13 protein-coding genes are annotated in these 14,078 nt (G+C 46.5%); 10 read left to right on the top strand and 3 right to left on the bottom strand.

Going from position 1 to position 14,078, the window contains the following annotated elements; translation table 11 throughout:
- Positions 1-202: hypothetical protein (locus tag PN462_RS13855; protein WP_272128941.1), on the top strand; the 202-nt coding region annotated here is incomplete at its 5' end.
- 486 nt (positions 203-688) lie between these two features.
- Here PN462_RS13855 and PN462_RS13850 read toward each other — a convergent pair.
- Complete coding sequence (locus tag PN462_RS13850) at positions 689-3,007, bottom strand: M48 family metalloprotease (protein ID WP_272128939.1); 2,319 nt, start codon at positions 3,005-3,007, stop codon at positions 689-691.
- A gap of 287 nt (positions 3,008-3,294) precedes the next feature.
- On the opposite strand from PN462_RS13850, the gene apcA reads away from it, so the two are divergent.
- The 6 genes from apcA (at position 3,295) to rpoD (ending at position 9,203) form a co-directional block, all read left to right on the top strand.
- Positions 3,295-3,780 (top strand): allophycocyanin subunit alpha, encoded by a 486-nt coding sequence (gene apcA / locus PN462_RS13845; protein ID WP_272128937.1) that lies wholly within the window; start codon positions 3,295-3,297, stop codon positions 3,778-3,780.
- A gap of 176 nt (positions 3,781-3,956) precedes the next feature.
- Complete coding sequence (gene apcB / locus PN462_RS13840; protein ID WP_272128935.1) at positions 3,957-4,442, top strand: allophycocyanin subunit beta; 486 nt, start codon at positions 3,957-3,959, stop codon at positions 4,440-4,442.
- Positions 4,443-4,654: 212 nt separating this feature from the next.
- A complete protein-coding gene (locus tag PN462_RS13835; RefSeq protein WP_272128932.1) occupies positions 4,655-4,858 on the top strand; it encodes a phycobilisome linker polypeptide in 204 nt (67 codons plus the stop codon).
- Positions 4,859-5,057: 199 nt separating this feature from the next.
- Positions 5,058-6,245: an FtsW/RodA/SpoVE family cell cycle protein gene (locus PN462_RS13830; protein WP_272128931.1), complete on the top strand. Its 1,188-nt coding sequence runs from the start codon at positions 5,058-5,060 to the stop codon at positions 6,243-6,245.
- 260 nt (positions 6,246-6,505) lie between these two features.
- Positions 6,506-7,255, top strand: coding sequence for a hypothetical protein (locus tag PN462_RS13825; protein ID WP_272128930.1), 750 nt, complete (start codon positions 6,506-6,508; stop codon positions 7,253-7,255).
- Between the two features lie 823 nt (positions 7,256-8,078).
- Positions 8,079-9,203, top strand: coding sequence for an RNA polymerase sigma factor RpoD (gene rpoD, locus PN462_RS13820; protein WP_272128928.1), 1,125 nt, complete (start codon positions 8,079-8,081; stop codon positions 9,201-9,203).
- A 267-nt stretch (positions 9,204-9,470) separates the two neighbouring features.
- Here the strand turns inward: rpoD and PN462_RS13815 are convergent, their stop codons facing one another.
- A complete protein-coding gene (locus PN462_RS13815; protein WP_272128926.1) occupies positions 9,471-9,623 on the bottom strand; it encodes a chlorophyll a/b-binding protein in 153 nt (50 codons plus the stop codon).
- Between the two features lie 369 nt (positions 9,624-9,992).
- On the opposite strand from PN462_RS13815, the gene PN462_RS13810 reads away from it, so the two are divergent.
- From PN462_RS13810 to PN462_RS13800, 3 genes are all read left to right on the top strand, one after another.
- Positions 9,993-10,730, top strand: a complete 738-nt coding sequence (locus PN462_RS13810; protein ID WP_272128925.1) for a cytochrome c biogenesis protein CcdA — start codon at positions 9,993-9,995, stop codon at positions 10,728-10,730.
- Between the two features lie 123 nt (positions 10,731-10,853).
- Complete coding sequence (locus PN462_RS13805) at positions 10,854-12,239, top strand: cytochrome c biogenesis protein (protein WP_272128923.1); 1,386 nt, start codon at positions 10,854-10,856, stop codon at positions 12,237-12,239.
- A 27-nt stretch (positions 12,240-12,266) separates the two neighbouring features.
- Positions 12,267-13,457, top strand: coding sequence for an MFS transporter (locus PN462_RS13800; protein WP_272128922.1), 1,191 nt, complete (start codon positions 12,267-12,269; stop codon positions 13,455-13,457).
- A gap of 87 nt (positions 13,458-13,544) precedes the next feature.
- Here PN462_RS13800 and ureA read toward each other — a convergent pair whose 3' ends face one another.
- Complete coding sequence (ureA, locus tag PN462_RS13795) at positions 13,545-13,850, bottom strand: urease subunit gamma (protein ID WP_272128921.1); 306 nt, start codon at positions 13,848-13,850, stop codon at positions 13,545-13,547.
- Positions 13,851-14,078: the final 228 nt, after the last annotated feature.

Genomic DNA, 14,078 nt, shown 5'->3' with positions numbered 1-14,078 from the left:
ACCCCAAAATCAGCAACAAGAAGACCCAGAACAACCCCAACCCAGTCCCTCCCCCACTCGCGCAACCCCAACCCCCTCCCAACCCTCTCCCAGTCCCAGTGACTCTCCCTCTCCTAGTGCAAGTCCTTCTCCCACCCCCTCCCCAGAGGAAGAAAACGAGGAAACTTCCCCCTCAGAATCCGAGGAAAGTGTTGGTTTTTAAGGAAGTTTCAAGATTTTTATCACATTCCGTTCAGTAAAACCGAATCTTTTAAAACAGTTACCTTTATAATTATAGGTAAGTCACTATTCATTGTTTAGAGTTGTACATTAAATGAAATTATGAAATGAAATTATGCCAATGCAATTAATTACATCTGGTAATCCAAATATAAAAACTATTCGTAATGTCGTATATTTTGCTAATAAATATTATAATAATGAGATTCAAAAAGTTTTCTTTATCGATAACCCATCATCTTTGTATAGGGATGGTATATCTGAGGAAAAGAAGAGGCAAGTCTGGCTTTAAAATATGCAAAATTTAGTGGAAAAAATAAAATTGTATTGTTTGAAAATAATGAATATAGAGTATTATGATTATAATGCTCTATATTTCCTCTTTGTGATTTCCTCTTTGCGATTTTCTCTTGGCGATTTTCTCTTTGTGTCCTTTGTGTCTTTGTGGTTCTTCCCACTTAAATCTCACCTAACTTAAAAGCAACGTCACCCCACCCAATACCACCAATAACACCCCAACAATTAACAACCAAGCATCGTGATATCCTTTCACCACTTCCCCACCCAGACTCATCTCATGTAAATCTAAATAGGGAGTAATTCCCCGACGAAACCAACCGCGCACTTTCCCCCCTTGTCCGATAAACTGGTTCGCTTGGGTTGCACCAAAAAAGAAATTTCCCAACGGTCCCCAAAAAGACGCATAGTGAATAAACATTAACCCCGTTTCATCTTCAAACATTAAATCTGATCCAAACACATAACCTGCGTCTCCGCGACCAATAATTTCTCCAGTGAGGGTAGCGGGAATGGGATGGAGAGGACTGGCATAGGGGTTAGAGAGGAGGCTGAAAACCTCGGTATTGTCCCAACTTTGGAAACGGGGAAATAAGGCAAACCCATAACACAATATTCCCCCGCCTAACCCCAAAAGAAGACAGGAAAAATTTCCGGTAAATAGGGTTAAAATTCCCCCCACACCTAACCCTAGCCAAGGGGATAAATAACGCAAGATATCTAAGGCAAAATTCCCATAAAGTTTCTTTTTACTCAGTTGTTTTCCGTCTTGAACCACTGTTGCCATGTCAAATTCTCGGTTAAGTCCTAATTGTTCTGCGTAGGTGGATAAAGCGCGAATTCGTTTTCCGGTTAAGGGGTGAGTTGAATTTAATTCCATCCAAAACGCCCAGGGGTTGAATAAGTCCCAGAGAAAAACCCGATTTAAGTTTTGGGTTTCGCTGTTGAGGCGGTAGGCTGTGCCTGTGGTGGAGGCGGCTTTGGGGTCATAAATGCCGAGACTGCGTGTTCCTTCGGTGAGACGGTTAGGTTTTTCTTGGCTTTCGTTACTCTCTAGGATGCCATAGGCAATTTTGACTAAGGCACGGGAGAGGGCGTTGGGGTTGCCTGTGTTTTGGGCGGAGAAGTGGTCGGCATAGTATTCCCGGATGCGGGAGAGGTAGAGGATAAGATACGTGCCGATGAGGTAGAAAATATAGGCGGCCATGGCGAGTCGGCCTGCTAAGACTGCTTTACTGTCTTGGTTGTTTTCCGGTTCGCTTAAATAGATGTAAATTAAATACATCATCTGGACTAAGGTGGCAGCCACGGTCATTACGGCAAAGTCCCAATGGATAATATGCCCTAATTCATGGGCATAGACGGCGGCCACTTCTTCGTCGCTGAGATAGTGAAATAAGCCGTCACTGACGATAATGCGGGCGGTGTTGGGGAATGACCCATAGGTGAAGGCGGTGGGGGTTTGGTCGCCGATAATGCCTAATTTGGGCGGGGTGAGCTTGTGTTTTTTACAAATACGCTGGAGGGTTTGGGCGGCTTCTGGACTGTCTTTTTCTAGGTCGGGGAGGGAAACCCAACGGACTCCGTAGAGGGAATGTTGCATCCAGTCCATGAGAGGGGGAGAGAAGACGAAGATGAGTAGGTTAAAGCCGATGGTGAGGCCGAGGGCTGCGGGTAGGGTGAGGGGCCAGTCGTTTCCGTATAAGACAACTTGGGAGATGAGGAGGAGGAAAACGAAGACAAAGCCTAAGAGGAGGGTGAGGGTGATTCCGGAGACGAGCAAGAGACTGTCTTTTGTCCCGGCAATGGGTACGCGGACTCCGCCGACGGCTTTGTTTTGTTTGGGGGGGTCACTGTCTGGGGGGGCGTTTTGTTTGGTTTGACTGGATTTGAGTGCGCCGAGCATTTGTTGGGCCCAGCTTTCGAGCATGATGTCGGAGGTTTGGGTTAATTCTTGGCAAAGCGCGATCGCGTCTTCAAGTTGACCGACAGCTTGATAGGCTTTCACCAGTCCCATCTGGGCTTGGCCATATCCCGGCTCATCGGGGTCTTTGACTCGACTACAATAATTTTCCAAGGCGGCAATGGCTTGGGGATATTGTTTGTCTTTGAGTGCTTGCTGTCCCCGGTGTAACAGTTGCTTTAAGGTGGTTTTCTTGGAGTTACTGGCCCCTTGTAGCTTGGGGAGAGACTCCTCGGCCCAAACCTGGATGGTGGGGTTTTTACTTTGGGCGAGTTTTTGGCACAGCGCGATCGCTTCCAACACTTGGCCATTACGATGATACGCTTGCACCAACGCAACCCGCGCTTGTAGTTGCTCTCGTACTGTCCCCGACTGCCCCGCTAAAAAGGCTTCCAGTGACTGCACCGCCTGAGCATAGCGTTTTTGACCCAGTAAATCTAATCCAGTTTGCAGCGACATATCAGTAATCAGTAACCAGTGAGCATTGAGTAGTAAGCAGTGAGCAGTAACGAGTAAACTGATCCCCATTTGGTGAACTCAATCCAATCTTAACCACTCCCTTGAAAAAGAGTAAAAAAAAGATTGACAAAATCTCCTCAATATGCAGTTTACGCCTCCCCCAGCCCAAATCCCCCAAAAATGAGGAAAAAAGTTACAAAATATTACGCACTTATAACGAAAGTGAACACAATGTCGCAAAATAATTCCGGAAGGTTGCTAACTCTGAGTTAATAGTCAGCAACAGTAGACCTTATTATTACAAGCCAGATTTAAATCAACCTGGTCAGACTTTTTTTTGTTGGAGGAATCCATAGATGAGTATTGTCACGAAATCCATCGTGAATGCTGATGCTGAGGCTCGTTACCTTAGCCCTGGCGAATTAGATCGAATCAAAGCCTTTGTTACCAGTGGCGAAAGCCGCCTGCGGATTGCGCAAACCTTAACCGAATCCCGCGAGCGCATCGTCAAAGAAGCAGGTGATAAACTCTTTCAACAACGTCCCGACGTTGTATCCCCTGGCGGAAACGCTTACGGCGAAGAAATGACCGCTACCTGCTTACGTGACATGGACTACTATCTCCGTCTCGTCACCTACGGTGTCGTAGCTGGAGACGTTACCCCGATCGAAGAAATCGGCTTAGTGGGAGTTCGTGAAATGTACAAATCTTTGGGAACACCCATTGATGCAGTAGCTCTAAGCGTTCGCGCCATGAAAGAAGTTGCGACTTCTTTAATGTCTGCTGACGATGCAAGTGAAGCCGGCACCTACTTCGACTACGTTGTTGGCGCAATGCAGTAAAATTGCCTAACCCGTCTAACTGTTAAGCTCAAACGAGTCTAAGCTCAAACGAGTCTAAGCTCAAACGAGTCTAAGCTCAAACGAGTCTAAGCTCAAACGAGTTAATAACAGCCGACAGACGGCCAAGCAAACTGCAAATCTTCAATTGAAAAAATCGGTGAGATAAGGAAAAAACAATGCAAGACGCAATTACTGCTGTAATCAACTCTGCTGACGTTCAAGGGAAATACCTTGACGGCTCTGCCATGGAAAAGCTAAAAGGCTATTTCCAAAGTGGACAACTGCGCGTGCGTGCCGCTAGCGTAATCAGTGCTAACGCTGCTGGAATCGTCAAAGAAGCAGTGGCTAAATCCCTGCTCTACTCTGACATCACCCGTCCTGGCGGAAATATGTACACCACTCGTCGCTATGCTGCTTGCATCCGCGACTTAGACTACTACCTCCGCTATTCCACCTATGCCATGCTCGCTGGTGATCCTTCTATCTTAGACGAGCGTGTTCTCAATGGGTTAAAAGAAACCTATAACTCTTTAGGTGTACCCGTTGGAGCTACCGTCCAAGCCATCCAAGCGATGAAAGAAGTTACCGCCAGCTTAGTCGGTCCTGACGCTGGAAAAGAAATGGGTGTTTACTTCGATTACATCTGCTCTGGCTTGAGCTAGAACACATTAGACTTGGGTTCTTTCCGAGGTTCGGGCAGTTAGCGAGTGAGTGCTAGTGAGTTAAAGGCTTGTCAAGTCGATTTACTTTCGAGTTTTAACAATCTAGTATTGGCTCGTTCTCTCCTGAACCTCGTGATTGATCCATGCCCCCGTTACAGCAATTTTCAAAAAAAGTTTTTTTGATCCCCCATACTTGTTAGGAGAAAATTTCCATGCGAATGTTTAAAGTAACGGCTTGTGTCCCTAGCCAAACCCGTGTCCGCACCCAGCGCGAGTTACAAAATACCTTTTTTACGAAATTAGTTCCCTACGATAACTGGTTTCGTGAGCAACAGCGCATTATGAAAATGGGCGGTAAAATCGTTAAAGTTGAATTAGCCACCGGGAAACCCGGCACAAATACAGGCTTGGCCTAATTCGCTTTGATTTGATTGGATTGGACAAAAATTCAACACAGTTGACAAGAGACGCAATATTTTGGGCAAGAGGCTCGAAACCTTGCGTCTCTTGTGGTAATCAGTAATCAGTAATCCGTCATAAACCTTTGCTCCATGAGGTTTTGCGGTGATTCGGCCTTCTTGATCTTGGTTCTATAATCTGCGATCGCGTCCTTTCATGAAAACATCTGAACTTCTGCCCAGACTCCGCTACTTTATCCCCTTCCTCGAACCAGATATTATGGACTGGTCAATGGAAGCACGGTTATTGCGCTGGCTCACCCTACTCTGGTTATTTGCCGGGTTAGTGGTTCTCTTTTCCGCCTCCTACCCCGTGGCCGATGCAGAATATGGGGATGGCCTGTATTACTTTAAGCGACAACTGATCTGGGTATTGTTGGGGATGGTGGGGTTTAATGTAATTGTGCGATCGCCCCTTCGCTATCTCCTCCGCTTCGCCAAATGGGGGGTTTGGATACTCCTGGGCCTCGTCATCGTCACCCTCATCCCCGGCATGGGAACAACCGTCAACGGGGCCACTCGTTGGGTGTCCATCGCCTCGATCCCCCTGCAACCCTCCGAACTGATCAAACCCTTCCTCGTCCTCCAGAGTGCCATTATCTTCGGGCAATGGCGAAAACTACGCTGGCAAACCCGTTTTCTCTGGCTATTCACCTTTGCCACCCTCCTCGGCGGCATTCTCCTCCAACCCAACCTCAGTACCACCGCCCTATGTGGCATCACCCTTTGGCTCATTGCCTTAGCCGCAGGACTCCCGTGGCTACAACTCACCGCCACGGCTCTATCCGGAGTTGGGTTAGCGGTAGTGAGTATCTTCTCCCAAGACTATCAACGCCGTCGGGTGATGTCCTTTTTAAACCCCTGGGCTGATCCTATGCAGGATGGCTACCAACTGATTCAAAGTTTACTGGCTGTCGGGTCCGGCGGCTTTTGGGGGGCTGGGTTTGGCCTCTCTCAACAAAAATTGTTTTATCTGCCCATTCAATACACCGATTTTATTTTTGCTGTGTTTGCCGAGGAATTTGGCTTTGTGGGTAGTGCTGGTTTGTTGTCTCTATTGGCAATTTATGCCACCTTAGCGGTGATTGTGGCCATGAAAGCCAGGCAAGCCATTCATCAACTGATTGCCATTGGAGCAACGATATTTTTGGTGGGACAATCAATTCTCAATATTGGGGTGGCGACTGGGGTTTTACCCACCACGGGTTTACCGTTACCGTTGTTTAGTTATGGCGGCAGTTCTGTGATTTCCAGTTTAGTCTTAGCGGCTCTCTTGGTGCGAGTAGCGAGGGAAAGTAGTGGGGGAGAGGTGATTTCTCTACAAACCCGCCGAGCGTCTTCGTGAGTGCTTTTGTGAGCGAGTTGATAGTTGATAGTGGATAGTTGGATAGTTGGATAGTTGGATAGTTGGATAGTGGATAGTTGGCGGTTGAACCACAAAGACACAAAGGACACAAAGGGGAGATGGGAGTCGGGAGTCGGGAGATGGGGGAGATGGGGGAGAACAAACAAGATTACTGGTTACTGGTTTACGGTTTACTGTTTACTGTTTACTGTTTACTGTTTAAAATGCCAATATTCACATCACTGGGCATTGATTGACAGGTGTCTCACTGGCAAAAACAACTCTTTCACACTCTCCAATCTCCGACCTTGGTGCGACTGGAACGGCAACTTTGGTTTAAACTGCGATCGCGCCAATTCCGATTACTCTGTTTCTGGGGAACAGGGTCTTTTATCTTTCTCTTACTGTTGCTCTGGGACTGGAAGCTCGTTTTATCGACTAGCTTAGGAATCGGCGCAATGTGGAGCATTTATCAGCTTCAGGGATGGGACTGGCCGCAACTAGAAGCCCGTTGGCGTAACTTTCTCCAGAGTCGAGAACGACGGTTTACCGTTGCCGTAGGGAGTGGAGGACTGGCGGCCTTCAGCGCGTATTTAGCCGCCTCCATTTGGGTCAATACTGCCAACCGTTGGGTGGCTACTGGGTTAATTATTCAGGGAGTAGGAATTCTGCTGACTTTACTATTAGTCGCATGGCGTTTTTTAGTACGGCCTGCAGAACAAGCCGAAGCCCAGTTTGATCGGTTAGTGTTGCAGTTGAATGATCGTGATCCCCTACGACGCTTAATTTTGGTGCGACAACTCACCAAATTAGTTAAAAAATTAGGTCGAGAGCAAGCTCAACAATTATGTGATTATTTTCAGGTTATGTTAACCCAAGAGGATGATCCAAGAGTGCGAGAAAACCTCTTGATGAGTTTACATACCTTAATGGGAGAGACGAAGGAAAATCCCCCTCAACCTCTGAAAATGCCTTTAAATCTTCAATCTCCCGTAATTAGCAAGCAATAATCGGGATGGATTACCCAGAGATAACCCAGAGATAACCATTAGGAGTCATTAGGTTAGATGGGGTTGAACTTTTCTAAAATAGATACCACTCAACTACCGAATCAAAGGTTGCTCAAATTTGACCCATTACCGATTACCGATTACCCATTACCCATTACCCATTTTTTTAGTACACTTATACGCAATTTACCCCCATTAAAACAAAAAAGGGGAGTTTTTCAACGAATCAGTAACAATAGGCTGTCATTTCCAGTTGAATTTATTACAATAACGGACAGTTCTAAGAACTCTGTCCACCATCATTTCAATTTAGTTGGGTAAACCCTCAGATGCAAGTGCTACTCCTAAACCGTCAGGAAACGGCGTTCGAGTTATCTAGAAATCTTCTCACTTCAAGGGTAATGAGAGCCGTCAACCTCCCCATAACGGGGAAAATTGCATCTCCCGTTGCCTCCTCCATAGAATCCCCTGTTGAGTCACCAATTAACCATTTATTTTTTGGTTTTGACCTCTTGATTGGGAGTGCAACCAAGCAAATTAGCAAAAATCCCAGCCATTTTTTGTAAGAGAGGTTACAATCGGAAAGGTCTTTGGCTTTATTGTCCCTTAATGGTTGAGGAGTTCCCTCCCTAACGAACTAAGGTTTCACCCGGCAGCAAGGGATGGCTCAGACAAAAAGGGATTCGTCTAACATCACTTGTGGGGAAATTGTGTTCAAACCGAAAATTAAGACGGACAAGAAGTTAAAAGGCATCTGAGTAATTTCCCAAACATACATTGTAATGTTCTGGTCTTGAACTGAAGGAGCAAGAGGAAAAAAGGCATGACCCAGGCGAACTACAATCTCGCAACATTAACTCGACCTCAAAATGAGCTAGAGGAACTCTTGATGGATGAAGATTCACAACAAGAGTTAAAAGAAGAAGTCAGCAATGCCAATGCTGAAAAAGAGAAGAAAAACGCAGCCGCTCGCCGTCGAGAGCAGCAAGCGAAGAAAAAAACCTATACGGAAGACTCCATACGGGTTTATTTACAAGAAATTGGTCGAATTCGTTTATTACGAGCCGAAGAAGAAATTGAATTGGCGCGTAAAATTGCGGAACTACTGGAATTTGAGCGATTGCGAGATGGTCTGTGTGCTACCTTGGAGCGCGACCCCTCTTATGAAGAATGGGCCCAAGAGGCGGATTTAGAGGTGACAGATTTTCGCCGTCGTCTGTTTTTTGGCCGCAGGGCTAAGGATAAGATGGTGCAATCCAACCTGCGACTGGTGGTTTCCATTGCCAAAAAATATATGAATCGGGGCTTGTCATTTCAAGATTTGATTCAGGAAGGTTCGCTTGGGTTAATTCGGGCTGCCGAAAAATTTGATCATGCGAAGGGGTATAAGTTTTCGACTTATGCAACCTGGTGGATTCGTCAGGCGATTACACGCGCGATCGCGGATCAATCTCGCACCATCCGTCTCCCCGTTCACCTCTACGAAACCATCTCTCGCATTAAAAAAACCACCAAAATTCTCTCCCAAGAAATGGGTCGCAAACCCACCGAGGAGGAAATTGCCGAACGGATGGAAATGACCATCGAGAAATTGCGCTTCATTGCCAAATCGGCCCAACTTCCCATCTCCTTAGAAACCCCCATCGGGAAAGAAGAAGATTCTCGCCTAGGGGACTTCATTGAAGCAGATGGAGAAACCCCAGAGGATGAAGTCTCAAAAAGTTTACTGCGGGAAGACTTAGAGAACGTTCTCGACACCCTCAGCCCCCGGGAACGGGATGTGTTACGCTTGCGCTATGGCCTCGATGACGGACGCATGAAAACCCTCGAAGAAATCGGGCAAATTTTCAACGTCACCCGTGAACGGATTCGTCAAATCGAAGCGAAGGCTTTACGCAAACTGCGCCACCCGAATCGTAACAGCATCCTCAAGGAATATATCCGCTAACCTCAGCGTGATTGTTTCGAGAAGTAATCAAGGGAGGGGAATTGTTGAATTTGGCTTTAACACTTGACAAACCCCCCCTACTTTGATAAAAAAGTAGGCAATTCCCCAATTACCCATCACAAAAAATTGGGCTTCAAATTCCCGAAGCCCAATTGATTATTCTTCATAATTTAATTGTTTCGGATGTCCCGCGTAAAGTTAGGGGAAAAATCAAGAGCTTGATTAACGCCCCCTAGTTTTACGCGCTTCCTTTACTTGGGTGTCACTCTACATTAGGCCCCAGAAGTGCAGCAGACCTTGGCCACTGACTAATTCAATGATTAAAGCGGTGACAAAACCAATCATCGCTAAACGGCCATTCCAGTTTTCAGCACCTTCGGTGAAACCAAACTTAAAGTTGTTGCGATTTTGTTCTTCCATGATTGACTCCTTGACTTAAAACTAGCTGTGAGAATAATTGCTTGAGTGAACCCCTTACAGATTAATTTGTAAAGGCTTCTATGCTTAAAGTTAACGAAAATTTACAAACTCTGCAACAATTTGAAAACAAAATTAAATTAAATCTACTTATATTTTAAATAAATTAACATGATATTCATTTAACAATTCTCAGTCCCTTGGCCAGAGGCTGCATCTATGCAAGGCTCAAAGATAGAGGAGAATGGGGTTTAGGGCTTCCCTAGAAGGGGTTGTGATTGATTAGAATAAGGGAGTACAGCATTTTCTGCCCTCCCCAAGCATCTTAGTTGATGGATAGGGTAGAAAACAGCACATAGTAAAGCGTCCCGTATGCTAGACTCCCTCTCAACGACACTATATAATCTTTCTCAATTTGCCGATCGCATCGTAACCGACCAACTCAGCCATCTCGGTTGGGTAAGTATCGGCATTATCTTTTTAGCCGGGTTATTAACCAGCCTAACCCCTTGTATGCTCTCCATGTTGCCCATCACCGTAGGTTATATTGGGGGATGCGAAAACCAAGGCCGTTGGCAAGGAACAATACAGTCCGCGTGGTTTTCCGGAGGACTGGCCACCACCCTAGCAGGTTTAGGCATTGTCGCAGCGACCGTGGGGAGAGTCTATGGTCAGATTGGAGTAGGATTACCCATTTTTGTGAGTGTAATTGCCATTCTAATGGGGTTAAATTTACTAGAAATTCTCCCCCTCCGCTTTCCCGACTTAGGGGGGAGTGACTGGATACAACAGGATTTACCCAAAGGACTGCGTTCTTACTTGCTAGGATTAACCTTTGGCCTCGTTGCCTCTCCCTGTAGTACCCCAGTCTTGGCCACCCTCCTCGCATGGGTGGGAAGTACCCAAGATATCAGTCTCGGTGCAGTATTATTACTAGCTTATACCCTGGGATATGTGATGCCCCTCATTTTAGCCGGGACGTTTACCTCCTCCCTGAAAAAAATCTTAGAATTGCGTCGCTGGTCAGGTTGGATTAATCCCGTCAGTGGGGCATTATTATTAGGGTTTGGCGTATTCTCCCTCCTCACCCGTCTCCCTTTATATCAATGAACAATGAACAATGAACAATGAACAATGAACAATAAACAATAAGCAATGAACAATAAGCAATGAACAGTTAATAATAAGCAATTACCAATTACCCATTACCCATTAGCCATTACCCAATATACAATGACCACAACAGAGCAGACACAATCCTTTAATACCACCGTTAAGCGGGGGTTGCGGCGGTTTTTGCGGGGTCTTGCGAATCTCAAGTTAGCGATTATCTTATTATTGGCGATCGCATTTTTTAGCATCAGTGGGACCGTCCTCGAACAAGGCCAGACCGTCGAATTCTACCAAAGCAACTATCCCGAACACCCCGCACTATTTGGCTTTCTCACCTGGAAAGTTATTTTAGCCCTAGGGTTAGACCATGTATATCGGACCTGGTGGTTTCTCTCCCTCCTCGTCCTCTTTGGCAGCAGCTTAACCGCTTGTACCTTTACCCGACAACTCCCCACCCTGAAAGCAGCAAGACTTTGGAAATATTACAGCAAACCCCAACAAATTGAAAAACTCGCCCTTAGTGCAGAACTCGACACGGGTTCTATCTCCTCCCTCACCCCTCTCCTAGAAAAGCGCAATTATCGGGTATTCAACGAAGGGGATAAACTCTATGCTCGGAAAGGAATTATGGGACGTATTGGGCCTATTGTCGTCCATATTGGCATTTTAGTGATTCTTGCCGGGGCCATTTGGGGAGCATTAACCGGATTTTTAGCCCAAGAAGTCGTCCCTAGTGGCCAAACCTTTCAAGTTCAGCATATCTTAGACTCAGGCCCCTTTGCCTCCTCCCAAGTCCCCCAAGATTGGTCTGTGAAAGTGAATCGGTTTTGGATTGACTATACCTCCGATGGGAATATTGACCAATTTTATTCTGATTTATCAGTCATTGACGAACAAGGGGAAGAACGCGATCGCAAAACCATCCACGTCAACGAACCCCTCCGCTATGATGGAGTCACCTTTTATCAAACCAACTGGGGCATTTCTGCCGTTAAAATCCAGTTAAATAATAGCCCCATTTTCCGCCTCCCCATGGCAGAGTTAGAAACAGGAACTAGCACCAAATTTTGGGGAACTTGGGTCCCTCTGAAACCCGATCTCAGTCAAGGGGTTTCCCTCCTAGCCCGAGACTTACAAGGGACAGTCTTGCTGTATGATGGACAAGGCCAACCCGTAGGAGCAGTCCGCGAAGGCAGTTCCATGAAATTCGGAGAAATTGAACTTAAAATCGTTGAATTAGTGGGTTCAACCGGATTACAAATCAAAGCTGATCCCGGTGTTCCCATTGTTTATGCCGGGTTTGCCCTTTTAATGGTCGGTGTGGTGATGAGTTATGTGTCTCACTCACAAATTTGGGCTTTACAGCAAGGGGATAATTTTTACCTCGGAGGTAAAACCAACCGGGCCCATTTAGCCTTTGAAAAAGAAATTATCGCCACCATTGACGAGTTACGGGAGTCAAAAAGGCAAACCCCCGACTCTGAGCAATCTTTGGTGTTGAATTGAGCATTAATTTTTTGTGAAATAAGGAAAATGACCAAACCGGAAATTGGATGGTGGCGGGTTGGCGGAATAACCGCCATTCAAGGGGCAATAACCCTCTGTTGGGTGATTTATAATCTCTATTTGCCCGTTTTGCTCGTTCAATGGGGCTTTTCCCAGCAATTGGCCGGACTTCTCCTCATCATTGAGAATGCCCTAGAAGCGGTCATCGAACCCCTTGCCGGAGATGTTTCTGACCGGACTCAACGTTTCCTTGGCACTCGTTTACCCTTTATTCTCGCTGGGGTCATTTTAGCCTCTGCGCTGTTTATTGCACTGCCCGCATTGGTCATTCTGGGTAGTCCAGAGACGGTAATACGGGGGTTACTGCCGATTGTGGCAGTAGTTTGGGCAGTGGCAATGGCGATTTTTCGCAGTCCTGCCCTCAGTTTACTCAGCAAAGCCTCCCCTCAAGTTAAATTTCCCTTAGCGGCGAGTGGTTTAACCTTTATTCAGCAATTAGCCGGGTCATTACGCTTTACTGCCTATGGTTTTATTTTAAGTCTCGGTGCGCCCTTCGCCTTTGCCTTGGGGACGGGAGTATTACTCGCTGCGTCGGCCTTTTTGCGTTGGGTAACACCCCCAGAAGCCCCTAGTTTAGACTCTCCGAGAGAACAGTATTCCTTTTCTTGGGCAGTTCTCCCCTTTCTCATCGGGACGGCCCTAGGACTCGCGTGGGGGTTGCGTTTCCTCATGCCGACTATTGCGGGGAGTTTAAACCCCTTTTTGGGGGAACAAACCCCGTGGGGAATGTTTGCCTTTAGTGTAGCGATCGCAATTATGGCCTTCCCCGCCGGAAAACTAGCCACCCACCTCGGCAACCGAAAAGCCATGTTAATCGGAATTGGCGCGATCGCAATTTTAATTCACTTATTAGTTTATAGTCCCCTCCTGATAGTCGTCACACTTAGCGCAATCTTACTTAGCTTTGCCTTTAGTCTCGTCCTTAATGGGTCCATTCCCTTTGTCCTAAACCTAGTCCCCACTCAACGGGCCGGACTCGGCATCGGCTGCTACTTTGGCGCGTTTGGCGCGGCCATGAGTTTATTTGATGGCCTCATTTTGCCCCAAGACGAAATTACAATCTCCTTGAGAGCAACATTAAGCGCGATCGCTTTTCTCATTGCAGGGGGATTCATTGCAGGGAGTCACCCCATTCAAACCCAAACCCCTACCCCGTAGATCATGGGTGACAAGTTGAGGTGAGACATCCTATTGTCAATCCTATTGTCAAGGGAGATGCGATCGCATCCACGTTATTACTGAACTTTATGTTCGGATGGGGTTATGGACAGTTACTAACTTTGTCCCGTCAGGAAACGTCGCCTCCACTTGGACTTCTTGCAACATTTCGGGAATCCCCTCCATCACATCATTTCGGGTAAGGAGAGTTGTGCCTTCACTCATTAACTCAGCAACCGTTTTACCTTCTCTGGCCCCTTCGAGAATGGCCGCGGAGATATAGGCCATAGCTTCAGGATAATTCAATTTGAGTCCTTTCTCTTTACGCCGTTCTGCGAGTAACGCAGCAGTGAAAATCAAGAGTTTATCTTTTTCTTGAGGGGTGAGTTGCATTTTTTAGTTATTTGTTCTTGGTTATTTGTTCTTAGTCCTTGGTTCTTTGTTTATTCTATCTCCCCCATCTCCCCCATCTCCTCTAAACCCCAGCCCTGTCAAGGTGGGTAACGAGATATGGCGGTTTGGAGTCGCCCTCACCCCCCAACCCCCTCTCCCAACCTTGGGAGAGGGGGAGAAAATGTCTCTCACAAGTGTCTGAAACAACGGTGTCTCGTTCTACAATTT

It is taken from the genome of Spirulina sp. CS-785/01, from assembly GCF_028330525.1.
Lineage (GTDB): Bacteria > Cyanobacteriota > Cyanobacteriia > Cyanobacteriales > Spirulinaceae > JAQMSD01.
This window is presented reverse-complemented; position numbering and strand designations above follow the sequence as displayed.